The sequence below is a fragment of the Achromobacter pulmonis genome, from assembly GCF_002885955.2.
Classification (GTDB): Bacteria; Pseudomonadota; Gammaproteobacteria; order Burkholderiales; family Burkholderiaceae_B; genus Achromobacter; species Achromobacter pulmonis_A.
Map to the genome: position 1 here is coordinate 1171273 of NZ_POQS01000001.1, position 22435 is coordinate 1193707.

Consider the following 22435-nt stretch of genomic DNA (forward strand, 5'->3'; position numbering starts at 1 on the left):
CTCAACTGGCTCATCGGGTTCACTCGGATCGGACTGTTTTCAATAACTTATATTCTGACAGGTTCGTTGGACTTGTTCAGAGGTTCCTAAGGTTGTAGGCTTTATGTCCCAGAACTCGCTGGCACTGTACTGTTTGCATCCCATCGCTTTGGCATTATTTCTGAGCCCGCTCGGCGAAGGCATGGCACTTGGCGCTGTCGTCGTCGGCGTCAGCTACATTACGGCCTGTTTTGTATTGCCGCGGACGTTGCCATCCGCCTTATACCGCTAACCCAGCACTCGCCGGCCTCGATGTAGTTGAGTAGGATTCGAGCTTTGAACCCGATGCAATATTCGCGAGCGCGCGCGTACACTACGGTTTCTAAAAATGGACGGCTGCGGCTAAGCTCGCTGGCCGAGTAATCGCCTCTAATCAAAAACAGAATGCGCGAACACCACCTAGGGAAGGTCTGAAGAACTCGATTTCAAACATCCAAAAATCGACCTCATGACCAAAGTATTCAAAAATGGTTAAAAACTGCTCAAATCATCGCCACTTTCGGGTTGTTTGCACCCCGATCAGGCCCGTTTTCGGGCCTGTTGGCGCTTTTTGGGCGCACTTACCCTGCCACCGCCGTCAACGGGCGGCGTGCCATCCAGATATTGGACAGCGTAAACAACATTTTCAAATGCGCAGTGTTCTTGGCCAGTCCACGGAATCTGACTTTACGAAACCCGAATTGGCATTTGATGACACGAAACGGATGCTCAACCTTGGCTCGAAGACTGGATTTGGCCCGCTCAATGTTTTGCGTCAAACGATCAATTGCGCTGTTACCCAAGGCGCGCCGTTTGCCGGGGCGCATGGCAATGTGCCAGGTTACGTCACGCCCTTGGTGCTCGGGTCGTTTGTCTACGCCTTGATAACCGGCATCGCCAAAAGCCAACGTTTCTTCACCATGCAGCAACGCAGCCGCCTGAGTAACATCATGCTCATTGGCAGCGGTGCCCACCACCGTGTGGACCAGCCCGCTGTGAAGATCAACCCCAATGTGGGCCTTCATCCCAAAGTGCCACTGGTTTCCCTTTTTGGTCTGATGCATCTCGGGGTCCCGCGTGCCGCTGGCGTTCTTGGTCGAGCTGGGTGCATCGATAATTGTGGCGTCCACAATGGTGCCTTTGCGCACCTGAATGCCTTGATCCTGCAACAGCAGGTTGACCGCCTCAAGCGCTTGGTCGGCAATGTTGTGCTGCTCGAGCAGATGACGGAAGTTCAAAATGGTGGTCTCGTCCGGCACACGACCTCCAGGCAGTTTGGCAAACTGGCGCATCGAAAAGCTGTCGTACAGCGTCTCTTCCATGGCCGGGTCCGACAGCGAAAACCACAGTTGCATGAAGTAGATGCGCAGCATCGTTTCCAGCGGATACGGTGGACGACCGATGCCCGGTTTGGGGTAATGCGGATCGACCAGATCGGCAAAGAGCTTCCACGGCACCGCACGCTCCATCTTGGCCAGAAACTTCTCACGGCGCGTTTTCTTGCGTTTGCCAACGTACTCGGCTTCGGAAAAACTCAACTGGCTCATCGGGTTCACTCGGATCGGACTGTTTTCAATAACTTATATTCTGACAGGTTCGTTGGACTTGTTCAGAGGTTCCTTAGCAGAAAACGATCGAAATTGCGATGCGCTCCTTACGGCGGGGCAAATTGCCGCGAGACCCTACCGTATTATTGATTCGCCCGGTTCAAGGGTATGAAAATCGAGCATTCTGCTCTGTCAATGGTAATCGCAGCCTTCTCCGCCGGTAGCGCATTTGCGCAGGAACCGGCCGCCACGCACAATGAATTGGCAAGCCACCACCAGCAGCAGGCTGCCCATCCCCATGCTGTATTTCGATACCTCCAACTGCCATGAATCGCGGTTCGGAGGCATCGCGTTTCATGGAGTTAATTTGCACGCTGGATGATTGAGCGCGCCTGCGGATCATATTAAGCTCATGGTCCGCCACTGGGCGGAAGTCGGTAGTTTCACGCCTGTCGCTATCGTCGTTCAGATATTGCACATGAACAAAAACATACTGGAAGAATTTCCGCAGGCCTGGGGCCCTTCGTACTTGCTGGGCAGGGGCGCATTGGTGCACGCCTCGATTCATCCGAATGAACACCGCTCGACCGCGAGTTCCCACTATTTCATGAATTTCCTGACACCGGTGCCGCAGCGGGCGCTGGCGTTGAATTCCGATCGAGCGGAATTCGGCTTCACCCGCGCCGGATGCCTGGAGATAATCCCGCAAGGCTCGGACTATTCCTCTCAGTGGGGCGCATACAAAGAGTGCGTTTTCATCGCCGTGCCGGACGAGCACCTGCGATCGCTTGCCTGGAAAGAAGAACTCGATGACGCCGTGGAATTCGCGGCGCCGGGCATCGGGCATGTGGACGAGTATGCCAATCAGATTTCGCGCAGCATGCTGCGCGAGGCGCAAAGCACCGATCTCGGCCATGGAGAGTGCCTGGACGCGCTTTGCACGCTGTATCTGGTGCATATGCTGCGCCGCTACACGTCCCGCGCCCACGATGGCGCCGGCCGGCCGACCGGGGGATTGCCGCAGAGAAAATGGAAAATGATCAATGACTACATCCAGGCGAATCTCGCGCAACGCCTGACCCTGGAATCGATGGCGGAACTCGTCCATCTTTCGCCCAGTCATTTCGCCCGGGCATTCAGGCAGACCACGGGGCTGCCTCCGCACCAGTATGTCCTGCAGATGAGATTGATGGCGGCCAGGAACCTGATGCAGTCCACCCGCTCCTCCCTGGGCGAAGTGGCGCGGCTGGCCGGATTCGCCAACCACAGCCACATGTCGGCGTCGATCCGCAAGGCGTGGGGCTTGACGCCGTCCCAGGCGAGAAAGCGGCTGCGCGCGGGATAGCGCCCCGGCGGCGATCATTTTTCTTGCCGCAACCGGAGAATTGGCCCGATACTGAACCGCCTGTGTTCAGTTTGTCCGCAGACCGCTTATCGGAATCCCGGAGGAGCAACATGAACGACAAACCCGCCATCATTCTTGTCCACGGTTTCTGGGGCGGCGCGGCCCACTGGAGCAAGGTCATACTCGCGCTTTCGCGCAAGGGCTACCGCGATCTGCACGCCGTCGAAATGCCGCTCACCTCGCTGGCCGACGACGCCGAGCGCACGCGCAAGATGATTGCGCAGCAGACAGGCCCCGTGCTGCTGGTGGGCCATTCTTACGGCGGCGCCGTCATCACCGAGGCGGGCAACCAGCCGAACGTGGCCGGGCTGGTCTATATCGCCGCCTTCGCGCCGGACGCCGGCGAAAGTCCCGGCGGCATCACGCAGCGGCATCTGCCGGCGGCCGCGCCCAACCTGGCGCCCGACAGCGACGGCTATCTGTGGCTGCGCGCCGACAAATTCCATGAAAGCTTCTGCCAGGACCTGTCCGCCGACGAGGCGCTGGTGATGGCGGTGACCCAGAAGGCGCCGCTGGCCTCGACCTTCGGCAATAACGTCTCCGACCCGGCATGGAAGCACAAGCCGTCCTGGTACCAGGTGTCCAGCCAGGACCGCATGATCGCGCCCGAGAACCAGGTCTGGATGTCCGGCCGGCTGGACGCCCGCGAAGTGGTGACGCTGGAGGCCAGCCACGCCTCGCTGGCATCGAAAGCCGAGGACGTGGCCGCGCTGATCGACAGGGCGGCGTCGGCATAGCCCGCCGCTTCAGTCGCGCCCCGCTTCCCACAGCTTGCGGGCCAGGCCTGCCGGATCGGAGAACATGACCTGGTGGCTGCCGGGCATGTGCACCACCCGGCACGGGAAAAGCCGCTCGGCGAAACGCGGAAACCAGGCGTACCGGCCGGGCGGCATGGCCACGTCGGCCTGCGCGTTCAAGTAAGTCCTGGGCACCTCCAGCTGCTCGAAGGTCTTCAACGGCACCTTGTCGGTCAGCATGCGATACGGCTCCGGACTGAGCAGGCCGTAGGTATGCCGGGCCACGGCCAGGCCGGCGTCGCCGATGAAACTGTCGCGCCAGACGTGGAACGGCAGCGTCACGGTGTTGTCCGGGCTGCGCGCGGCGATTTCATCCATCATGCGGTTGTAGGCCGGCGGCGAGACGTCGGCGATGCTCTCGCCGTCGCGCAGCACGAAGGCGTTCCAGTAGACCAGCCGGCGCAGGCGCTGCGGCACTTCTTCGGCGACGCGGGAGACGATGCTTCCGCCGAAGCTGTGCCCCACCAGCACGATGTCGCGCAGCTCGTGCTGGCGGAGGTAGTCCACGATGGAGCGCACGCCGTCGGCGTGCGATACCTGCCTATCGGCATGGGCGCCGTGTCCGGCGACGGTGGGCGTGTGCACGCGGTGCCCGGCCAGCCGCAGATGCTCGGCCACCGGCGCCCACAGGCCGCCGTCGTGCCAGGCGCCGTGAATCAGCACGAAGGTGTAGCTGTCGTTCATGGTGACTCCAGTCAGAAGGTCTGCAGCGGCGCCAGCGCCTCGAAGCGTTCGACGTCCGGCATCTCGCCGACGCTGGCGCATTCGCCGTCCGCGTTCGCGCCGAAGCGCATGATGCGCGGCGCGGCCAGGCCGGGCGCCGGCGGCAGCGCCGGCCAGGCGGGCAGGCCCGCGCCGGACGGCTCGCCCGCGCGCACGAAGTTGATGAGCATGGTGCGCATCGCCAGCGACAGGCGTTCCACCTGCGCCCCCGCGCCCAGCTTCGGCCGGTAGAACGGATGGCCGTGCGTGCCGAACCAGAACGGCACGTCGGCATTGTGCGGGGTGCCCCGGGCCGGCGCGGCCAGGGGCTGGGCGAACTCGTAGTAGTAGACCGAGCCGTTGCCTGCGGCGGCGGCCGCCTGCGCGATGCGCCAGGTCGGATAGCGGTACGCGGCGTCGCTCTGGAGCGCGATCAGCACCTCGCCGGGCGAACGCGCCGCGCGGCCCTGCGGGTCGAAGGCGGCCAGCAACTGCGCCGCGTCGATGCGCGGCGCGCCGCCCGCGAACCGCTGGCGCAGCAGCCGGTTCACGGCGGCATGCAGCGCGGCCTTGCCGTCCGGAAGCGGCGGCGTCAGCTGGCCGTCCTGCAGCGGGTCGTACAGGTCCAGCGTAAAGCTGCTTTCGGTACGCGTATTGCCGATCAGCATGGGCTTGTCGGCCAGCGCGCGGGCGCCGGGCCAGGCGGCCACGACGCTGCCGTCCAGCGCGGGCCAGCGGCGTCCGTGGCCGGTGCGCGTGCGCACCTCGTAGCCCGCGAAAAAGGCCGCCTCGCCCTGCGTCAGGTCGCGCGCGGACAGATGCCGCAGCCCCGGCACGGTCGTGCCGAAATGCGCGGCCAGGTCTTCCACGTACACGGCAAGATCCTCGGCCGTGGCCACGTCGGGAGGCGCGATATGCGGCACGCTGGCCAGCACGAGCCGGGCGAAGCGCGGGGCCGTGTCCGGATGCTGCGCCAGCAGGCAGGCGCTGACTGCGCCCGCCGACTGGCCCATGACCGTGATGCGGTCGGGATCGCCGCCGAACGCCTCGATGTTGGCATGCACCCATTCGAGCGCGCGGGCCTGGTCCTGCAGCCCCCAGTTCGCCTGCGCGCCCGTCAGCGGATCGCGCAGGGCGGGATGGGCGGCGAAGCCCAGCATGCCGAGCCGGTAGTTGGGCGCGACCACGACGATGTCGCCCTCGGCCGCCAGCCGCGCGCCGTCGGCCAGCGGCAGCCCGTTGCTGCCGGTGACGAAAGCGCCGCCGTACAGCCACAGCAGGACCGGACGCCTGCGGCCGCCGCCATTGGCGCCGGCCCCTTCGGGCGTCCAGACGTTGATGCCCAGGCAATCCTCGTCGGTGCGCTCGGGCGCCGGATAGATCCAGTTGACGATGCCCGCGACGGTCTGCGGCGGCGCCGCGCCGGCCAGCTCCGCCTCGCGCACGCCGGCCCAGGGCCGCTCGGGCCGCGGCGAGCGGAAGCGGCCGGCGCCGATGGGCGGCTCGGCATAAGGAATGTTCAGGAAACGGTCGACGCCGCCGGCGCGACGCCCGGCCAGCCTGCCCGAGGGCGTGTCCTGCACGCGGGTCCGCGCGCCGTCGGCATGTGTGTTCATGGTTCTCCCCTGCCCTGGCGGGCGCCGGACGCCGGCGGCCCTGTAGCCGTCGACAGTAGCGTCCGGCATGGCGCAAGGCACCTGCCTCGATGGATAGGCGGCACGCGGCCTATCGAATCGGCGGGGTGACGCGCCCGGGGCGGGATGTCAAGTTGGCCGCCGCAACCGGTCGCGGCGCGGCCGGGCGATTTCCTCCCTTCATCCAGTACGGAGATTCACATGACTATGCAACTCGACGAGCGCTACCTGCCGTTGATCGGCGGCAGCTTCCAGGCGCGCTCGGACGCCTGGTTCGACGCGATCGATCCCGCCACCGGCGCGCATCTGGCGAAGATCGCGCGCTGCGGCGCCGACGAGATCGACGCCGCGGCGCGCGCGGCGCGCGAGGCCCTGCCCGGCTGGCGCTCCACGCCTGCGGCCGAACGCGCGCAATGCCTGCTGCGGCTGGCCGACGCCATCGCCGCCGACATCGACAGGCTGGCCGAAATCGACGCGCGCGACATCGGCCGCCGTCTCGCCGAGACGCGCATGGATCACCAGTTCGCCATCAGCCAGTACCGCTATTTCGCGGCGGCCGTGGTCACGATGGAAGACTTCGGCGGCCCCACGCCGAACGGGCATTTCATCGCCATGCGCGAGCCCATCGGAGTGTGCGGCCAGATCATTCCGTGGAACGTACCGGCCATCATGACGGCCTTCAAGCTGGCGCCCGCCCTGGCCGCCGGCAACACGGTGGTGCTCAAGCCCGACGAGAACGCGTCGCTGTCCACGCTGGTGCTGGCGCAGAAGCTGGCCGATATCTTTCCGCCCGGCGTGGTCAACGTGGTGCCGGGCTTCGGCGAGGAAGCCGGCGCGGCGCTGACCGCGCATCCGCATATTGCCAAGATCGCCTTCACCGGCAGCAGCGAAATCGGCCGCGTGGTCGCCACGGCGGGCGCGCAGCGCCTGGTGCCGGTATCGCTGGAACTGGGCGGCAAGAGCCCGAACATCGTGTTTCCGGACATCGAGGACCTGGATGCCGTGGTCGACAATGCCGCTTTCGCGGCGACGTTCTGCAACGGACAGTCGTGCCTGGCCGGCACCCGCCTGTTCGTGCACGACGACATCTACGCGACCTTCGTCGACAAGCTGGCCGCGGGATTCTCGCAGCTGCGGGTCGGATCGCCCGTGGCCGCCGACACCCAGCTCGGCTGCCTGGTTTCGGCCAAGCAGGGCCAGCGCGTGCTGGACTACATCGACGTCGGCCGCCGCGAGGGCGCCCGGCTGCTGGCCGGCGGGCGGCGGGTGGAGGTGCCGGAGCACGGGCATGGCTATTTCATCGCGCCCACGCTGTTCGAGGCGACCAACGACATGCGCATCGCGCAGGAAGAGATCTTCGGGCCGGTCCTGTCGGTGATCCGCTGGAACGACTTCGACCGCATGATCCACGAGGCCAACGACGTGCGCTACGGCCTGGCCGCCGGCATCTACACCAGCAACCTGAAGCATGCCCTGCGCACCGCGAAGGCGCTCGACGTGGGCTCGGTCTGGATCAACCAGTACGCCAACCTGATGAGCGGCGCGCCGTTCGGCGGCAACAAGGACAGCGGCATCGGCCGCGAGGTCTGCCGCGAAACGCTGCACATGTACAGCCACCTGAAAACGGTCGCCCTGTCGACGGAGGTGCCGGCTCCCTGGTATCTGTGATACGCGCCGACGATGTTGCGCGAAAGCAGGCCAACGGCTCGCCGCTGGCCTGCGGTGCCCGCTTACCTGCGCAGCGACGGCGCCGGCTCCTGACTGCGGATTTCGCGCGGGACGATCATCTTGGGGTCGACGAGACGGCCCTCGTCGAGAATCAGCTTGCCGTCGATGGTGAGGGTGCAGTCCCGCATCGGGATATCGCAGTGGCCCATGGTTTCACGCGTGCCTCCGCCCAGGGTGTTCGGCCCGGTCGAGAACAGGAAGTTGCCCGCGATCACGCGCGCGTTGGCCCGATTGCGCTCGGGCACGTCGCCGTACAGGCCGCTCCAGTACCAGCGCGCCTGCGGATTGAGGCCCCAGCCCAGGTGCGAGACGGCGAACGGATCGGTGTCGTCCGGCGAGGTCTGGTTGTCTTCCAGCCAATCCTTGATCAGCTTGGCGTCCAGCCCCCCATCGATGGACGTGATGATGCCGTCCTTGATCTGCATATCGACCGCATCGGACACGTAGCGGCAATACGGCAGGATGATGATGTCGCCCGGCTGCAGGATCACCCGGCCGTTGGCGCTGCCGTCGTTGGGGAACATCTGCACGAAGCCGCCGCCCCACAGGTCCCAGTGGCCTTTGTCGTCCGCCGCGCCCCACAAGGCCATGGTGCCGTACTGGCCGCCCTTCCAGCGCAGATCGGTTCCGTCCTTGCGGGTCATGTGGCCTTCTCGCGCCTTCTTGAGGATGTTGTCGGAATACTGCACGGCCTCCTTCAGGCCTTCCGGCGCCATCAGTTCCTCCAGGTCGTCCGGCGAATCGTGGATCAACAGGATGCGTCCGCCGGCCTTGACCACCCTTTGCATCCATTCGGCCCAGATGGGGATGTGGAACAGCACGATCACGTCGGCCTTGCACAGGGCGTCCATGGCGCCCTTGCATCGGCTGATGATGTCCACCCCCATGCGCACCCAGCTAGGCACCGCGCCCAGGCGGATCTCGTAGGCGTCCGCGCCGAGTTCCTCGGACGCGACGATGGCCGCATTGATGTAGTCGTCGCGCACGGTGAGGTCGCTCAGCACCACCACGGTTTCACCGGCCTTGACCTTGCATTTCTCCAGCTGCTTTTTGAACAGCGACGGGATACGGGCGTTGTTCAGCTCTTGCGCGCGTACTGCTCCATTTCTCATGTCTGCCTCACGGTTTGTATGAATGACGGGCCGGACGTTTCCCGGCCGGCTGCCCCGCACGGCCCGGCCCGCAGGCGGCGTGCCGGGCGATTCGAGACTACGCACCGGCGCGCGCCGGCACACCCCCCGGATCAGATAGGCCGGCCTCGCCCGCGCCTATCCGATTCGATCAGTGCCGGGCCGGCAACGGGTTATCCCCAAGCCAGCCGGGGTTCAGGCGCCGCGGCGTATCGGATAAGGTACGAGAGCCCGGCACCGTTACATCCGCACCCTTCGACGCCCACCATGCAACCCACGCTGATCCCGACCAAGCTCGCGCCGGCCGCCCAGGCCGGCCCCTGGCTGGCGCGCCCGCGGCTGGTCCGCGCGCTGACCGGCGCCGGCCAGCGCGCCGTGCTCATCTGCGCCCCCGCCGGCTACGGCAAGACCACGCTGATGAGCCAGGCATACGCGCAACTGGCGGCGCAGGGAGAACGGATCGGATGGGTCAGCTGCGACCGGCACGACGCCGCGCCGGTGGACTTCCTGCGCTACCTGATGGCGGCTGCGCGCCAGGCCTGTCCCGGCGCGGGGCGGCGATTCTTCGGGCTGACCGGCGCCGACGCGGGCATTTACCCGGACACCGCGCTCGCCGAGCTGGCCGCCATCGATGCGCCGCTGACGCTGTTTCTGGACGACGTGCACCATGCCGCCTGCGGCCTGCCCGATTTCCTGGAGGCGCTGGTCCGCTATGCCCCGCCCACCATGCGTTTCGTGCTGTCGGCGCGCGATGCGCGGCGCCTGCCCCTGTGGCGCCTGCGCGCCGAGAACCGCCTGGCCGTCATCGGTGCGGCCGAGCTGGCCTTCGACGCCGGCGAGGCCGATGCCTATTTCCGCGACTGCGCGCCATGCCGGCTGGAACCTGCGCAAGCCGCCGCGCTGCTGCGCGCCACGGAAGGCTGGGCCATGGGCCTGCAACTGGCGCGCACGGCGCTGGCGCAGACCGGCGATTACCGCGTCGCGGCGCAGCGCCACCGCGGCGGCAATCCGGAGATCGGCGGCTACCTGCTGCATCACGTGCTCGACGAGCAGCCCCATGAGGTGCGCGAATTCCTGCTCAAGACGTCGATCCTGGACCGGCTGTGCGCGCGCAACTGCGACGCGCTGCTGGGACACGCGCGCAGCGCCCGGATGCTGGACGTGCTGGTCCAGGCCGGCCTGTTCCTGGCGCGCCTGGAAGGCGAAGACCGCTGGTTCCGCTACCACCCCCTCTTCCAGGAATTCCTGCAACAGCGGCTGGAAGTGGAGTATCCGGACGAGTGCGCGACGCTGCGCCGCAGCGCCAGCCTGTGGTTCCGCGAGCACGGCTGCGCCGAGGAAGCGCTGGCGCTGGCCCGCGCCACGGAAGACATGCCGTTCATCGCGCAGACCCTGGAGGCCACCAGCAATACGCTGGCCTATGTGGGCAACCACAGCGCATTCCAGACGGCCGCGCGCGCGTTGCCGCCGGCCGCGCTGAGCGCGTTTCCCCGCCTGGCGCTGGAACGGGCCTGGATGGAAACGATGCGCTGGAATTTCGCGCAGGCCCACCATCTGCTCGAACTGGCGCAGGCCCACATGACGGCCCGCGCCGACCCCGGCTCCGATTTCGGCGAACTGCTGCTGCACCGGCGCATGGTGCTGGCTTTCCATTGCGGCGACAGCGTGGACGCCGCCCGGCTATGCGAGCAGTGGCTTGCGCGCTATCCCTGCGCCGAGCCTTTCATCAGCGGCACGGCCTACAGCGTGCTGATGTTCGTGCGCGCGCTGCAGATGGACAACCCCGGGCTGGCGGCCGCTTCGGGAAAGGCGCTGGACCTGTACCAGGGCAGCGGACTGCACAACGCGATGGTCTGGCACAACTGCATACTCGGCCTCACCCACGAAAGCCGCGGCGAGATCGACGAGGCGCTGCAGGCCTATACGCAGGCCGCGGCGCAGTCCGGCAGCCTGGTCGGCGCGCCCGCCGGCGTGCTGGCCATGCCCGCCGTCCTGACGGCCCACGTGCATTACGAACGCAACGCGCTCGACCGGGCGCGGCAGTTGATCGACGCCACGCCCGAGGCCGGCCAGCCCGGCGGCCTGATCGAGTACATCGTCGCCTATTTCATGACGCGCAGCCGGCTCGCCGCCGCCAGCGGCTCGGCCGAGCAAGCCCTGGCTATCCTGGAGCAAGGCATGGACTTCGCCGCCAGCTATGCGCTGCCGCACATCGCGCAAGCCTTCGAGGTCGAGCGCGTGCGCCAGCTGCTGGCCGCCGGCGGCATCGACCAGGCGCGCGACATCGGCGCGCGCCTGGGCCTGCGGCCGGATGCGCCGCGCCTGCCGGCCGAAGGCGCGACGCTGCGCGAGGCCAACATGGCGATGACGTGGGGCCGTATCGCGCTGGCCTCGGGGCAGTCCCGCAGCGCGGCCACGGCCATGCAGCGCTGGATGGAGCACTGCATGGCGCGCAAATGCCACCGCCAGGCGGTGCTGTTCGCGATACTGGCGGCGCGCGGCAAATGGCTGGCGCGCGATACCGGCGCGGCGATGCGCCTGCTGGCGCCGGCCGTCAGGCTCAGCGCCAGGTTCGGCTTCGTGCGCACCTGGATAGACGAGGGCGCGCCGGCCCGCACCCTGTTGCTCAGGCTTTACGAAACCGACGGACCCTTGGCGGTCGAGGACAAGATCTACACGCGAGTCTTGCTGAGCCAGATGAGCGGCCATGCCGACCCTGCGGAAATCGACATTCCGCAAAGGCTGGACCCGGCGCGCAGCAGTCCGTTGAACAACCGGGAACTGGAGATCCTGGCGCTGGTGAGCCAGGGCATTACCGGCCGATTCGTCGGACTGCGCCTGGGCATCACCGAAGGCACGGTGAAGTGGTACATGCAGCGCATATTCGACAAGCTGGGCGTGCGCGGCCGCCGCCAGGCCATCGACGCCGCCCGCGCGCTGGGGCTGGTCGGCTGAGCGCCGCCGCGTTCAGAGATAATCCAGCGGCAAGGCCGTGGTGTATTTGAGTTCTTCCATCGCAAAGCTGGAACTGACATCGAACAGCTCCGCCACCTGGATCAGCTTCTTGTAGACCAGGTCGAACCCGGCGATATCGGGCACCACCACCTTCAGCAGATAGTCGGTCTCGCCGGTCATGCGGTAGAACTCCATCACCTCGGGCATGTCCTTGACGCCGAGCGCGAATTTCTCCAGCCAGTTGAGATCGTGACGGTTCGTCTTGATCGACACGAACACCGTCACGCCCAGCCCGACCTTGTGGTTGTCCAGCAGGCAGACCTGGCGCCGGATCAGGCCCGAGCGCTGCAGCTGCTGGATGCGTTTCCAGCACGCGGTCGGCGAGAGATGCACCCGCTCGGCGATTTCATTGTTCGACAGGCGCGCATCCGCCTGCAGCAGCGCGAGTATGCATCGATCCTTCTTGTCCATTGCCTTGACCTGCTTCCTGCTCTTGAAGGTCCATCTTATAGACCGGTCCGGATCGCAGCGATACAATTCATTGACTCTAACCTACAAGCAAATTTGTATTTGACCCGCCGGGTCCGGCCGGCCGGAGGCGCCATGAAAGAGGTGGACATCACGCTGACGCAGACCTTTTTCTTCGTGGCGCAGGAAGGCACCTACTCGGCGGCGGCGCGCAGGCTCAACATCACCTACCAATCGGTGGCCAATCACATCCGCCGCCTGGAACAGCGCGTGGGCGAGAAGCTGGTGGTGGCCCGGCGCGGCGCCAAGTCCATCAAGCTCACCGCGCGCGGCACCAGCCTCTATCGCCTGCTGGCCCCGGAATTCGACGTGATGCTGACCCGCCTGGGCAGCCTGATCGACAAGCAGCGCCCGGTCGTGCGCATCGGCATGCCGCAAGCGATCTTCTTCCACCTGTTGCCGCCGGTGCTGGCGAAATTCCGCAAGAAGTACCCCGCCGTCGAGATCGTCGGCTATGAAAAAGACGTGTCGCTGCCGGAGCTGATCCGCAACGGCTCGCTGGACGTCTGCCTGAGCGAGCGCTATTTCGGCGACACCGTGATCCCGCAGCGCGTGATCTGCGACTATCAGCCCGCGCTCGTGTTTCCCTTGGGCTGGCCGGCTCCGGCCGACGAGACGGCGGTGCCGCAGTGGGCGCAGGACCGCCCGCTGGTGACCTACGAGCCCGGCCAGCTCTTGCGCAACATCGCGCTCGACTACCTGTCGGTGGGCAACGAACCGCCCCGGATCTCGGTATCGACCTCGACCAGCATGAGCGTGAAACGCTGCGTCGAGGAAGGGCTGGGCTTCGCGCTGCTGCCCACCTGGTGCATAGACGAGTCGGACAGCCACCTGAACTGCGTGGCGCTGCCCAACGCGCCGCGGATTCCGATCTACTTCGGCGAAGCCATGTTCCTGAAGTCGAACCCCTTCGTCCGCACGCTGCACAAGCTGTGCCAGGAAATATTCCCCACCACCGTCGAAGAACGCGCGAACCGCTGGAGCGCCGTCAAGACACCCCGGCCCAGGCGCGCCGCGCGCCGCGCGGCGGCCTGACCTCAGGCTCGCGGCGCGGCCCGCGTCAGCTGGACACGCCTGCGGTGATTTTTTTTCTCTTTTTGCCCCCGGAAGCGGCAAATAATCGAAAAGTTTTCACCAGCCGTCCCCATAGACTTCATTACATCCCCGGCGGTCGCCCCCTCCCACACACAGGCCGCCTGCCCGGCTTGATCCATCACCGCCACACCGTCACCCGAGGATATGGAAATGAGCAAAATGAAGATCGAAGGGTCGTTCGTCGCCCTGATTACCCCGTTCAACAAGGACGGCAGCCCCGACTACCCGGCCTTTCGCGAACTGCTGAAGTTCCAGGAAGACAACGGCACCAGCGCCGTGCTCATCATGGGCTCGACCGGCGAAGTCTCCATGCTGTCGCAGCAGGAGCGCCAGGAGATCATCGTCGAGACCGCCAAGATGAAGACCGGCAAGATGAAGCTCTTCTACGGCTGCACCGGCAACAACACCGAGGCGACCAAGGACTATCTGCGCTTCGCCCGGGCCAACGGCGCCGACGGCGCCATCCTGGCCGCGCCCGCCTACATCTGCGCCTCGGAAGCGGACATCGAAAGCTACTTCCTCGAAGTGGCCGACGCCACCGACCTGCCGCTGGGCATCTACAACAACCCGCCGCGCGTCAAAAGCGACCTGCACTGGGACCAGCTGCTGCGCATCTTCAAGCACCCCAACTACGTCGTGCACAAGGAATCCACGACCCGTGTGGGCCAGGTGGCGCAGGTGCTGCGCGGCGCGCCCGACGTGTCGGTGATGTGCTGCGACTCGCCCAACCTGGGCCTGGTCGTGCCGACCATGAGCCTGGGCGGCCACGGCACGGCCAACATGACCGGCAACATCGCGCCGGCCGAGCTGGCCAGGATTTCGCGGCCCTGGACCAAGCCCGAAGTCAGCACCAGCTTCCGCGAGGCCTATCTGGACAACCTGCAACTGCTGCACTACTCGTACTCGGCGATCAATCCCGTAGCCATCAAGTCGCTGATGAAGGCCGTCGGCCTGCCGGCCGGCGAACTGCGCAAGCCGCTGCGCGGCCTGGAAGGCGAGCCGCTGCTCAAGGGCCTGCGCGTCATCAAGGAGCTGGGACTGCACGAAAAGTACGGCTGGAACTCGCCGGAACTGAAGGCCGCCTGACCGGGCGACACCAGGAGCCACAGCAATGGATTTGGGGATTCGAGGCCGCCACGCGCTAGTCTTCGGCGGCAGCAAGGGAATGGGCCGCGCCTGCGCCCAGCAGTTGGCCAGCGAAGGCGTCAACGTGACCATCGCCGCGCGCACGGAAAGCACGCTGGCCCAGGCGGCGCGCGAGATCGCGCAGGCCACCGGAACCCCGGTCCGATTCGCGGTCGCCGACATCACCACGGATGCCGGACGGGAGGCGGCGCTCTCGGCCTGCCCCGCGCCCGACATCCTGGTGAACAACGCGGACGGCGCGCCGCCCGGCGACTTCCGCCTGTGGACCCAGGACGACTGGCGCAAGGCCCTGGATTCCATGGCGCTCGGTCCGATCGACATGATCCGGCGCGTGGTGGACGGGATGATGCAACGGCGCTACGGCCGCATCGTCAACATCGTCTCGCGCAGCGTCAAGACGCCGCAGCTGGAGCTGGGCCTGTCCAACGGCGCGCGCTCCTGCCTGGTGGGCTTCGTCGCGGGCCTGGCGCGGCAGACGGTGCGCTACAACGTCACCATCAACAATCTGCTGCCCGGCGTATTCGCCACCGACGCCCAGCGGCATCACATCGAAGGCATGCTGGAGCCGGGCGGCAAGACCTTCGACCAGCTCTGGGCCGAACGCGGATCGAACAACCCGGCCGGACGCTACGGCGAACCGGAAGAAATGGGCGCGCTGTGCGCGTATATCTGCGCCGCCCAGTCCGGCTACGTCTGCGGCCAGAACATCCTCATAGACGGCGGCGCCTATCCGGGCACCTACTGACCGCCGCAGGCCCGCCCCGGGGTTCCGTGCTTATCAATTTCAGCGAGACCGCTATGCGTAAACCCTCTTTCCGTACACGCCGAAGCTGCATGAAAGGCATTGCGATGGCCGTCAGCGGCCTGGCGCTGCTGGGCTCGGCACAGGCCCAGGCGAACGCCGACGCCGCCTATCCCAACCGGCCGGTCACCATCGTGGTGCCCCACCCGCCCGGCGGCTCCGTCGACAGCCTGGCCCGCATGTTCGCCGTCAAGCTCGGCGAGGAACTGAAGCAGTCGGTCATCATCGACAACCGCGCCGGCGCGTCCGGCATGGTGGGCGCGGGCGTGGTCGCGCGCTCGACCCCGGACGGCTACACGCTGTACCTGAACGCCTCGATCCACAACATCAATCCGCTGCTCTACAAGAAGAAGATGGCCTTCGACGCGGTGAAGGATTTCACCCCCATCAGCGGACTGGCCCAGGGCGCCTTGATATTCAGCGTGAACAACAACGTGCCGGCCAGGACCGTGCAGGAATTCGTCAAGGTCCTGAAGGCCGATCCCGGCAAATACAGCTTCGCGACCACCGGCTTCGGCTCCGCCGGCCACCTCGCCATCGCGCAGTTCGCGTATGAGGCCAGCCTGTCCAGCCTGGACATCCCCATCGTGCTGTACCGCGGCGGCGGCCCGGCCCTGACCGACCTGATCGGCGGCCAGGTGCACGGGCTCATCGACCCCATGCTGTCTTCGCTGCCCATGGTCAAGACCGACAAGATACGCGCCCTGGCGGTCACCGGCGCCAAGCGCAGCCCGCTGCTGCCGGACGTGCCGACCATGCAGGAAGCGGGCCTGAAGAATTTCGAGTTCTATTCCTGGTACGGCCTGTGGGCGCCGGCCAAACTGCCGGACGCGATCCAGAAGAAGCTGGACGCCGCCACGCAGAAGGTCATGACCTCGGCCAGCATGAAAGAACAGCTCAGCGGCCTGGGATTCGAAAGCGCGTACCGCAACGGCGCGGACTTCGCGCAGTACATCCAGGCGGAAACGGCGCGCTACAGCACCATCATCGAACAGGCGCACATCACCGCGGAATAAAGCGCGCTCAAGCGGGCCGAAGGGCAGCGTGCGAACGCTGCCCTTATTGTTTCGGCCATTCAGGCGCGGCCGCCATCCAGCCTGTCGATGGCCGGCAGCTCCAGCGCGCGGACCGCGGGCGCGGCGTCATGCCAGCGCGCCACTTCCACCAGCGCGGACTGGGCGCTGCTGCCCTGCGTCAGCCGCGACGTGCCCGCGTCCATCGTCAGCACGTTGGGATTGCCGTGCAGCTCCAGCTCCTCGCCGGCAGGATCGAACCACGCGCCCGTGGGCAGGGCCACCACGCCGGGCTTGAGATCGGCATCGATGAGCGCAACCGCCAGGCATGCGCCGCGCGCGTTGTAGACCTTGACCACATCATGCTGGCCTATGCCCCGGCTGGCGGCGTCCGCCGGCGAGATGCGCAGGGCTTCGCGGCCCTGGATCTTGAGCTCCACCGATGCGCGGCCCCCGTCCATCTGCGAATGCAGCTTGCCCGCCGGCTGCGGCGTCAGCAGATGCAGCGGCCAGCGGGCGGCCTCGGAAGCGCCCAGCCATTCCGCCGGCGCCAGCCACGCGGGATGCGGCGGGCAATCCGCATAGCCGAAGCCGGCGATCTTCTCCGAATACAGTTCGATGCGGCCGGACGGCGTGCGCAGCGGATTGGCCTGGGGATCGCGCCGGAATTCCTCGAACAGCACGAAGGGCCGGGCAGGCTCGGGAATCTCCGTATAACTCCGGCGCCAGAATGCCTCGAACCCGGGCGCGGCGTGGCCGCGGTCGCGCCATTCCTGCGCCATGGATTCATAGATGTGCCGCACCCACGCCATCTCGTCGCGGCCTTCGGTGAAGGCCTGCTCATATCCGCCCAGCGCGGCCAGTTCCCTGTAGATATCGAAATCGTTGCGGCTCGATCCCACCGGCGCCAGCGCCTGGTGCATGGCGAACACGTAGCGGTCGCGCGTCGAGCCGCCGATGTCGTTTCTCTCCAGCGTGGTCGTGGCCGGCAGCACGATGTCCGAACGGCGCGCCATCGGCGTCCACCAGATCTCGTGCGCCACGATGGTCTGCGGCCGGCGCCATGCCCGTTCGAGGCGATTGAGGTCCTGCTGGTGATGGAACGGATTGCCGCCCGCCCAGTACACCATCCTGATATCCGGATAGACGCTCTCGCGCCCGTTGAATTCGTAGGCCTGGCCCGGCAGCAGCAACATGTCGGTGAAGCGCGCCACCGGTATCGCCGAGCCGGTGGGATTGCGCCCCGAACCCATCGCCGGCCCGGCCAGCTCCATGCGCGGATTGCCCACCCCGTTCATGGAGGCATGGCCGAAGGCGAAGCCGCCGCCCGGCAGCCCCACATGCCCCAGCGCGGCGGCCAGCGCCACGCACGCCCAATACGGCTGCTCGCCATGATGGGCGCGCTGCAGCGACCATGCGCAGGTCAGCAGCGAGCGCGTCTGGCGCGCCTGGCGCGCCAGTTCGCGGATCGTGGCGGCAGGCACGTCGCAAATCGCCTGCGCCCACTCCGGCGTCTTGGGCCTGCCGTCGGCCTCGCCCATGAGGTAATCGCGCAAGGCCGCATACCCCACGCAATGGGTCTGCAGGAAAGCCTCGTCCTGGATGCCGTCGGCGATCAGCGCCTGCATCATCGCCAGCATCAAGGCCGTATCCGTGTTGGGCCGTATCGGAATCCAGCGCGCCTGCGAACCGGGCGGCACGTCGCCGCGGGTCGGGCTGATGACCACGAACTCCACGCCCGCCGCCCTGGCCCGCGCGATCTGCCCGCCCGCCGGATGGTCCCCCGCCCCGCCCGAGGTGATCTGGGTATTGCGCAGCGGCATGCCGCCGAAGGCGATCAGCAGGCGCGTGTGCCCGGCCACGCTGTTCCAGTCCGTCACGCGGCCGGTCACCGGCGTGTAGCTGCCTATCACGTGCGGCAGCAGAAACTGCGCCGTGCCCCAGCTGTAGTTTCCCGCCTGGTTGGTGCAGCCGCCGCCGGCGTTCAGGAACCGGTGCGTCTGGGTGCGCGCGTGATGCAGCCGGCCGGCCGAAGACCAGCCGTACGAGCCGCCGAAAATCGCCTCGCTGCCGTGCTCGGCGCGCACCCGCTGGAGTTCCGAATGCACCAGCGCCAGCGCCTCGTCCCAGCCGATCTCGACATAGCCGTCGCGTCCGCGTTCGACGCCGTCGGACAGGTGCCGGTCGCGCAGCCAGCCCTTGCGCACCGCCGGACGATCCACGCGCAGCGGCGAATGCACCATGGCGGGCATGGACCGCAGAATGCCCGAAGGCGCGCTGTCGCGCTCGAAGGGCTCGCACGCGATCAGGCGGCCGCCTTCGACGACCGCGGTATAGGCGCCCCAGTGGGAGAGCGAGGGATAGCGGCGGATCTGTTCAGTCATGATTCGACCAGATTGTGGCCCGGGGTCCGCGCAGCCGCGAAAACCGGGCCGCTTGGGGATATCGGTTATTCATCCATGCTATCAAGGCGGGCGGTGAATTTTTTTCCCATTCGCCAGGCGGGGCGGCGGAACAAAGAAATAAATTTCTCTGTGGCAGACCGTACTCGGGAACGAAATTTACATTGCAAACCGGCAGGCGCATCAGGCTGCCGCCGAGTGTGATCGGCGCTGAAACCGCCGTGGACGGCAGCCGCGCTGCCCGATATGTCGGGTCCCGCAGTTGCGTGTAGCCCCAATTGTGGACGCACCTGCCATTAGCCAAGATTGCGGCGGCACTGGGACGCCGGTGTCGTCCGACACAGGCCGCATCCCAGGCAGCAGGATTCTCGACCTCCAAAAACTTCTATTTCCATAGAAAACTTATTTTTTTCTTATAATGGTTTATCGATGAATTCGATTCACTGGACCCTGAAAGCGGCCAGGCAATTGCGCAAGCTGGGTCGTCAACAACAAGCAACGATTCGAGATGGCGTGGAGACGCTGAAGGCAATGCCGGCGTGCCGGAACGTCAGGGCCTTGACGACTCATCTGTACGGCTACCGCCTGCGCGTTGGAAACTACCGCGTGATGTTCAATTGGGACGGGGCAATCAGGATCGTCGAAATCCAGGAAGTGAGAAAACGCGATGAACGTACCTACTAACATCCAGATCATCAACGGCCCTGATGGACAGCCCGCCTACGTTGTCATTCCGTACGCAGAGTACGTGGCCTCTCGCAACTCGGAAAAGGATCTGATTCCCCACGAAGTGATCAGCCGTACCGTGGAGGGCGCCACGCCGGTGCGCGCCTGGCGCGAACACCTGGGCCTGACCCAGGACGACATGGCCGGGCGGTTGGGCATCAGCCAGTCCGCCTATGCCCAGCAGGAGAACAGCAACCGGCTGCGCAAGAGCAGCCGCGAAAGAATCGCAGCGGCGCTGCGCATCGAGGCCGCGCAGCTGGACTTCTGACGCCGAAAAAGAAACAGCCGCCATTGCTGGCGGCTGTAGGCACCTGATTTCTCAGGATTTCTTTGGTAGCCCCCCCGAGAGTCGAACTCGGCACCAACGGATTATGAGTCCGCTGCTCTAACCAGGCATGAGCTAGAGGGCCAAAAAAACGTTTACTGCCCTTCCAGGAAGCTCTTCAGCTTGTCGGCCCGGCTGGGGTGACGCAGTTTGCGCAGCGCCTTCGCCTCTATTTGGCGGATGCGTTCACGCGTGACGTCGAATTGCTTGCCCACTTCTTCCAGGGTCTGGTCGGTGCTCATTTCAATGCCGAAACGCATGCGCAGGACCTTGGCTTCACGCGGGGTGAGAGAGTCTAGCACTTCCTTGACCACATCGCGCATCGAACCGTGCAAAGCCGCGTCCGAAGGCGCCAGCGTGGAGGTGTCTTCGATGAAATCGCCCAGGTGCGAGTCGTCGTCGTCGCCGATGGGCGTTTCCATGGAGATCGGCTCCTTGGCGATCTTCAGGATCTTGCGGATCTTGTCCTCGGGCATGTCCATCTTCTGCGCCAGGGTCGCGGGATCCGGCTCGGCGCCGGTTTCCTGCAGGATCTGGCGGCTGATCCGGTTCATCTTGTTGATCGTTTCGATCATGTGGACCGGGATGCGGATGGTGCGCGCCTGGTCGGCGATGGAGCGCGTGATGGCCTGGCGGATCCACCAGGTCGCGTAGGTCGAGAACTTGTAGCCGCGGCGGTACTCGAACTTGTCCACGGCCTTCATCAGGCCGATGTTGCCTTCCTGGATCAGGTCCAGGAACTGCAGGCCGCGGTTCGTGTACTTCTTGGCGATGGAGATCACCAGGCGCAGGTTGGCCTCGGTCATTTCGCGCTTGGCCTTGCGGGCCTTGGCTTCGCCGGTGGCCATGCGCTTGTTGACGTCCTTCAGGTCCTTCAGCGGCAGCACGACGCGCGTCTGCAGGTCGATGAGCTTCTGCTGCAGTTCCTGCACGGCCGGAATCTGACGCTCCAGCGTTTCGGCGTACGGATGGCCGGCGGCCACTTCGTCGACGACCCACTGCAGGTTGGTTTCGTTGCCGGGGAAGACCTTGATGAAGTGCGTGCGCGGCATGCCGGCACGGTCCACACACGTGTGCAGGACCGCGCGCTCGAGCTGGCGCACTTCCTCGACTTGCTGGCGCAGCGTGTCGGCGAGCTTCTCGACCATCTTGGCGGTGAAGCGGATGCCCATCAGTTCGTTCTGGATGGACTCCTGGGCGCGCACATAGACGTCGGACTTGTAGCCGTCCTTTTCGTAGGACTGGCGCATTTTCTCGAACTGCCTGGCGACCTCGTCGAACTTGGCCAGCGCCTTGACGCGCAGGTCTTCCAGCTGCTTGCTGGACATGCCGCCGGCCGGACCGTCGTCGCTTTCGTCTTCGTCGGCAGTGACGCCGGCGCCGGCGTATTCCTCGCCGTCTTCCGGATCGACCAGGCCGTCGACCACTTCGTCGATCTGGGCCTGGCCTTCGCGCACGCGCAGGATGTGGGCCAGGATCTCGTTGATCGTGGTCGGGCAGGCCGAGATGGCCATGACCATGTGCTTCAGGCCGTCTTCGATGCGCTTGGCGATTTCGATTTCGCCTTCGCGGGTCAGCAGTTCCACCGAGCCCATTTCACGCATGTACATGCGGACCGGGTCCGTGGTGCGGCCGAAATCGGAGTCCACCGTGGTCAGCGCGGCTTCGGCTTCGTCTTCGACATCATCGTCGTTGGACGCGACCGGCGCGTTCTCGCTCATCAGCAGGGTTTCGGCGTCGGGGGCCTGGTCGTAGACCGCGATGCCCATGTCGCTGAAGGTGCTGATGATGCCGTCGATCGCCTCGGCGTCGACCAGGTCGTCGGGCAGGTGATCGTTGATTTCGCCGTAGGTCAGGTAGCCGCGGTCCTTGCCCAGCTTGATGAGCTGCTTGAGGCGGTTACGGCGGGCTTCGTACTCTTCGGGGCTGACGGGGCCGCGGGCGATCAGGTCCTTGGGATCGGCCTTGCCGCGCTTGCCGCCGCGCTTGGGCGGCTTCAGGTCGGGCAGGACTTCGCCTTCGCCGTCCATCGGATCGTCGAAACCGTCGGAATCGTTGTTGGCGTTCTTGGCCGGGCGGCCCGGGCGGCGGCCGCTGGGCGCCGGACGCGCGCTGCTCACCAGGTCGGCCAGCTTGTCTTCGGCCTTCTTGGCGCGGGCCTTGGTCACCTTCTCGGGCTTGTCGGCGCCGGCCGCAGTCTTGGCCGCCTTCTTGGCGGCCGTCTTGGCAGCGGGTTTGGCGACCTTCACCGCCGTCTTGGCGGGCGCTTTTTCCGCCGCCATGCTTACCGTACGCTTGGCCGTCTTGGCCTCGGTGTCGGCCGCATTCATTGCAGAGGAGGATTTGCCGGTGGTTTTGGTCATAGTCGCTTCCGTGGTCGTCGCAACCCGATTGGGCATGTTGCACCGCATTAGCCGTCCTGGACGGCTGTCCAGCGCGGCGGCACTACGGGTAAATCTGGTGAATCGGCCGAGAACCCTGC

The 22435-nt window shown here is 65.9% G+C and carries 17 protein-coding genes and 1 tRNA gene; 10 read left to right on the forward strand and 8 right to left on the reverse strand.

Annotation, left to right across the window (positions count from 1 at the left end):
- Nucleotides 1–599: 599 nt before the first annotated feature.
- Nucleotides 600–1565, reverse strand: a complete 966-nt coding sequence (locus tag C1I89_RS05410) for an IS5 family transposase (RefSeq protein ID WP_102770808.1) — start codon at nt 1563–1565, stop codon at nt 600–602.
- Nucleotides 1566–2043: 478 nt separating this feature from the next.
- On the opposite strand from C1I89_RS05410, the gene C1I89_RS05415 reads away from it, so the two are divergent.
- Both C1I89_RS05415 and C1I89_RS05420 read left to right on the forward strand, forming a co-directional pair.
- Nucleotides 2044–2910 (forward strand): helix-turn-helix domain-containing protein, encoded by an 867-nt coding sequence (locus tag C1I89_RS05415; RefSeq protein WP_168202334.1) that lies wholly within the window; start codon nt 2044–2046, stop codon nt 2908–2910.
- A 110-nt stretch (nt 2911–3020) separates the two neighbouring features.
- Nucleotides 3021–3707 (forward strand): alpha/beta hydrolase, encoded by a 687-nt coding sequence (locus tag C1I89_RS05420; RefSeq protein WP_102771704.1) that lies wholly within the window; start codon nt 3021–3023, stop codon nt 3705–3707.
- A 9-nt stretch (nt 3708–3716) separates the two neighbouring features.
- Here C1I89_RS05420 and C1I89_RS05425 read toward each other — a convergent pair whose 3' ends face one another.
- Both C1I89_RS05425 and C1I89_RS05430 read right to left on the reverse strand, forming a co-directional pair.
- Nucleotides 3717–4451: an alpha/beta fold hydrolase gene (locus C1I89_RS05425; protein ID WP_102771705.1), complete on the reverse strand. Its 735-nt coding sequence runs from the start codon at nt 4449–4451 to the stop codon at nt 3717–3719.
- An 11-nt stretch (nt 4452–4462) separates the two neighbouring features.
- Nucleotides 4463–6085: a carboxylesterase/lipase family protein gene (locus C1I89_RS05430; RefSeq protein ID WP_181390889.1), complete on the reverse strand. Its 1623-nt coding sequence runs from the start codon at nt 6083–6085 to the stop codon at nt 4463–4465.
- A 219-nt stretch (nt 6086–6304) separates the two neighbouring features.
- Here C1I89_RS05430 and C1I89_RS05435 point away from each other — a divergent pair, with 219 nt between their 5' ends.
- Nucleotides 6305–7771 carry an aldehyde dehydrogenase family protein gene (locus tag C1I89_RS05435; protein ID WP_219929563.1) on the forward strand — a complete coding sequence of 489 codons (1467 nt, stop codon included), beginning with the start codon at nt 6305–6307 and terminating at the stop codon, nt 7769–7771.
- Between the two features lie 62 nt (nt 7772–7833).
- On the opposite strand, the gene C1I89_RS05440 is transcribed toward C1I89_RS05435, so the two are convergent.
- On the reverse strand, nt 7834–8943 hold the full coding sequence (locus C1I89_RS05440) for a hypothetical protein (RefSeq protein WP_102771707.1): 1110 nt from the start codon (nt 8941–8943) through the stop codon (nt 7834–7836).
- Nucleotides 8944–9228: 285 nt separating this feature from the next.
- On the opposite strand from C1I89_RS05440, the gene C1I89_RS05445 reads away from it, so the two are divergent.
- On the forward strand, nt 9229–11916 hold the full coding sequence (locus C1I89_RS05445; RefSeq protein WP_102771708.1) for a LuxR C-terminal-related transcriptional regulator: 2688 nt from the start codon (nt 9229–9231) through the stop codon (nt 11914–11916).
- Nucleotides 11917–11928: 12 nt separating this feature from the next.
- Here C1I89_RS05445 and C1I89_RS05450 read toward each other — a convergent pair whose 3' ends face one another.
- Nucleotides 11929–12387, reverse strand: a complete 459-nt coding sequence (locus C1I89_RS05450; protein ID WP_102771709.1) for an Lrp/AsnC family transcriptional regulator — start codon at nt 12385–12387, stop codon at nt 11929–11931.
- Nucleotides 12388–12519: 132 nt separating this feature from the next.
- Here C1I89_RS05450 and C1I89_RS05455 point away from each other — a divergent pair, with 132 nt between their 5' ends.
- The 4 genes from C1I89_RS05455 (at nt 12520) to C1I89_RS05470 (ending at nt 16503) form a co-directional block, all read left to right on the forward strand.
- On the forward strand, nt 12520–13479 hold the full coding sequence (locus C1I89_RS05455; RefSeq protein ID WP_102771710.1) for a LysR family transcriptional regulator: 960 nt from the start codon (nt 12520–12522) through the stop codon (nt 13477–13479).
- Between the two features lie 210 nt (nt 13480–13689).
- The gene (locus C1I89_RS05460) at nt 13690–14625 is read left to right on the forward strand and encodes a 4-hydroxy-tetrahydrodipicolinate synthase family protein (protein ID WP_102771711.1); all 936 of its coding nucleotides are present in this window, start codon (nt 13690–13692) and stop codon (nt 14623–14625) included.
- A gap of 25 nt (nt 14626–14650) precedes the next feature.
- Nucleotides 14651–15430 (forward strand): SDR family oxidoreductase, encoded by a 780-nt coding sequence (locus C1I89_RS05465; RefSeq protein ID WP_102771712.1) that lies wholly within the window; start codon nt 14651–14653, stop codon nt 15428–15430.
- A gap of 89 nt (nt 15431–15519) precedes the next feature.
- On the forward strand, nt 15520–16503 hold the full coding sequence (locus tag C1I89_RS05470; protein WP_102771713.1) for a Bug family tripartite tricarboxylate transporter substrate binding protein: 984 nt from the start codon (nt 15520–15522) through the stop codon (nt 16501–16503).
- A 59-nt stretch (nt 16504–16562) separates the two neighbouring features.
- Here the strand turns inward: C1I89_RS05470 and C1I89_RS05475 are convergent, their stop codons facing one another.
- Nucleotides 16563–18884 (reverse strand): molybdopterin-dependent oxidoreductase, encoded by a 2322-nt coding sequence (locus tag C1I89_RS05475; protein WP_102771714.1) that lies wholly within the window; start codon nt 18882–18884, stop codon nt 16563–16565.
- A gap of 447 nt (nt 18885–19331) precedes the next feature.
- Here C1I89_RS05475 and C1I89_RS05480 point away from each other — a divergent pair, with 447 nt between their 5' ends.
- Nucleotides 19332–19586: a type II toxin-antitoxin system RelE family toxin gene (locus C1I89_RS05480; RefSeq protein ID WP_102771715.1), complete on the forward strand. Its 255-nt coding sequence runs from the start codon at nt 19332–19334 to the stop codon at nt 19584–19586.
- Nucleotides 19570–19896, forward strand: a complete 327-nt coding sequence (locus tag C1I89_RS05485; RefSeq protein WP_102771716.1) for a helix-turn-helix domain-containing protein — start codon at nt 19570–19572, stop codon at nt 19894–19896. Before C1I89_RS05480 ends, C1I89_RS05485 begins: the two co-directional genes overlap by 17 nt.
- 63 nt (nt 19897–19959) lie before the next feature.
- Here C1I89_RS05485 and C1I89_RS05490 read toward each other — a convergent pair.
- Nucleotides 19960–20038: transfer RNA gene (locus C1I89_RS05490), tRNA-Ile, on the reverse strand.
- 10 nt (nt 20039–20048) lie between these two features.
- On the reverse strand, nt 20049–22316 hold the full coding sequence (gene rpoD / locus C1I89_RS05495) for an RNA polymerase sigma factor RpoD (protein ID WP_102771717.1): 2268 nt from the start codon (nt 22314–22316) through the stop codon (nt 20049–20051).
- Nucleotides 22317–22435: the final 119 nt, after the last annotated feature.

Coding starts and splice junctions, on each gene's coding strand:
- C1I89_RS05460 (WP_102771711.1), top strand. CDS start 13,690: ATGAGCAAAATGAAGATCGAAGGGTCGTTCGTCGCCCTGATTACCCCG.
- C1I89_RS05415 (WP_168202334.1), top strand. CDS start 2,044: ATGAACAAAAACATACTGGAAGAATTTCCGCAGGCCTGGGGCCCTTCG.
- rpoD (WP_102771717.1), bottom strand. CDS start 22,316: ATGACCAAAACCACCGGCAAATCCTCCTCTGCAATGAATGCGGCCGAC.
- C1I89_RS05445 (WP_102771708.1), top strand. CDS start 9,229: ATGCAACCCACGCTGATCCCGACCAAGCTCGCGCCGGCCGCCCAGGCC.
- C1I89_RS05465 (WP_102771712.1), top strand. CDS start 14,651: ATGGATTTGGGGATTCGAGGCCGCCACGCGCTAGTCTTCGGCGGCAGC.
- C1I89_RS05440 (WP_102771707.1), bottom strand. CDS start 8,943: ATGAGAAATGGAGCAGTACGCGCGCAAGAGCTGAACAACGCCCGTATC.
- C1I89_RS05425 (WP_102771705.1), bottom strand. CDS start 4,451: ATGAACGACAGCTACACCTTCGTGCTGATTCACGGCGCCTGGCACGAC.
- C1I89_RS05475 (WP_102771714.1), bottom strand. CDS start 18,884: ATGACTGAACAGATCCGCCGCTATCCCTCGCTCTCCCACTGGGGCGCC.
- C1I89_RS05420 (WP_102771704.1), top strand. CDS start 3,021: ATGAACGACAAACCCGCCATCATTCTTGTCCACGGTTTCTGGGGCGGC.
- C1I89_RS05450 (WP_102771709.1), bottom strand. CDS start 12,387: ATGGACAAGAAGGATCGATGCATACTCGCGCTGCTGCAGGCGGATGCG.
- C1I89_RS05455 (WP_102771710.1), top strand. CDS start 12,520: ATGAAAGAGGTGGACATCACGCTGACGCAGACCTTTTTCTTCGTGGCG.
- C1I89_RS05470 (WP_102771713.1), top strand. CDS start 15,520: ATGAAAGGCATTGCGATGGCCGTCAGCGGCCTGGCGCTGCTGGGCTCG.
- C1I89_RS05480 (WP_102771715.1), top strand. CDS start 19,332: ATGAATTCGATTCACTGGACCCTGAAAGCGGCCAGGCAATTGCGCAAG.
- C1I89_RS05485 (WP_102771716.1), top strand. CDS start 19,570: ATGAACGTACCTACTAACATCCAGATCATCAACGGCCCTGATGGACAG.
- C1I89_RS05435 (WP_219929563.1), top strand. CDS start 6,305: ATGACTATGCAACTCGACGAGCGCTACCTGCCGTTGATCGGCGGCAGC.
- C1I89_RS05410 (WP_102770808.1), bottom strand. CDS start 1,565: ATGAGCCAGTTGAGTTTTTCCGAAGCCGAGTACGTTGGCAAACGCAAG.
- C1I89_RS05430 (WP_181390889.1), bottom strand. CDS start 6,085: ATGAACACACATGCCGACGGCGCGCGGACCCGCGTGCAGGACACGCCC.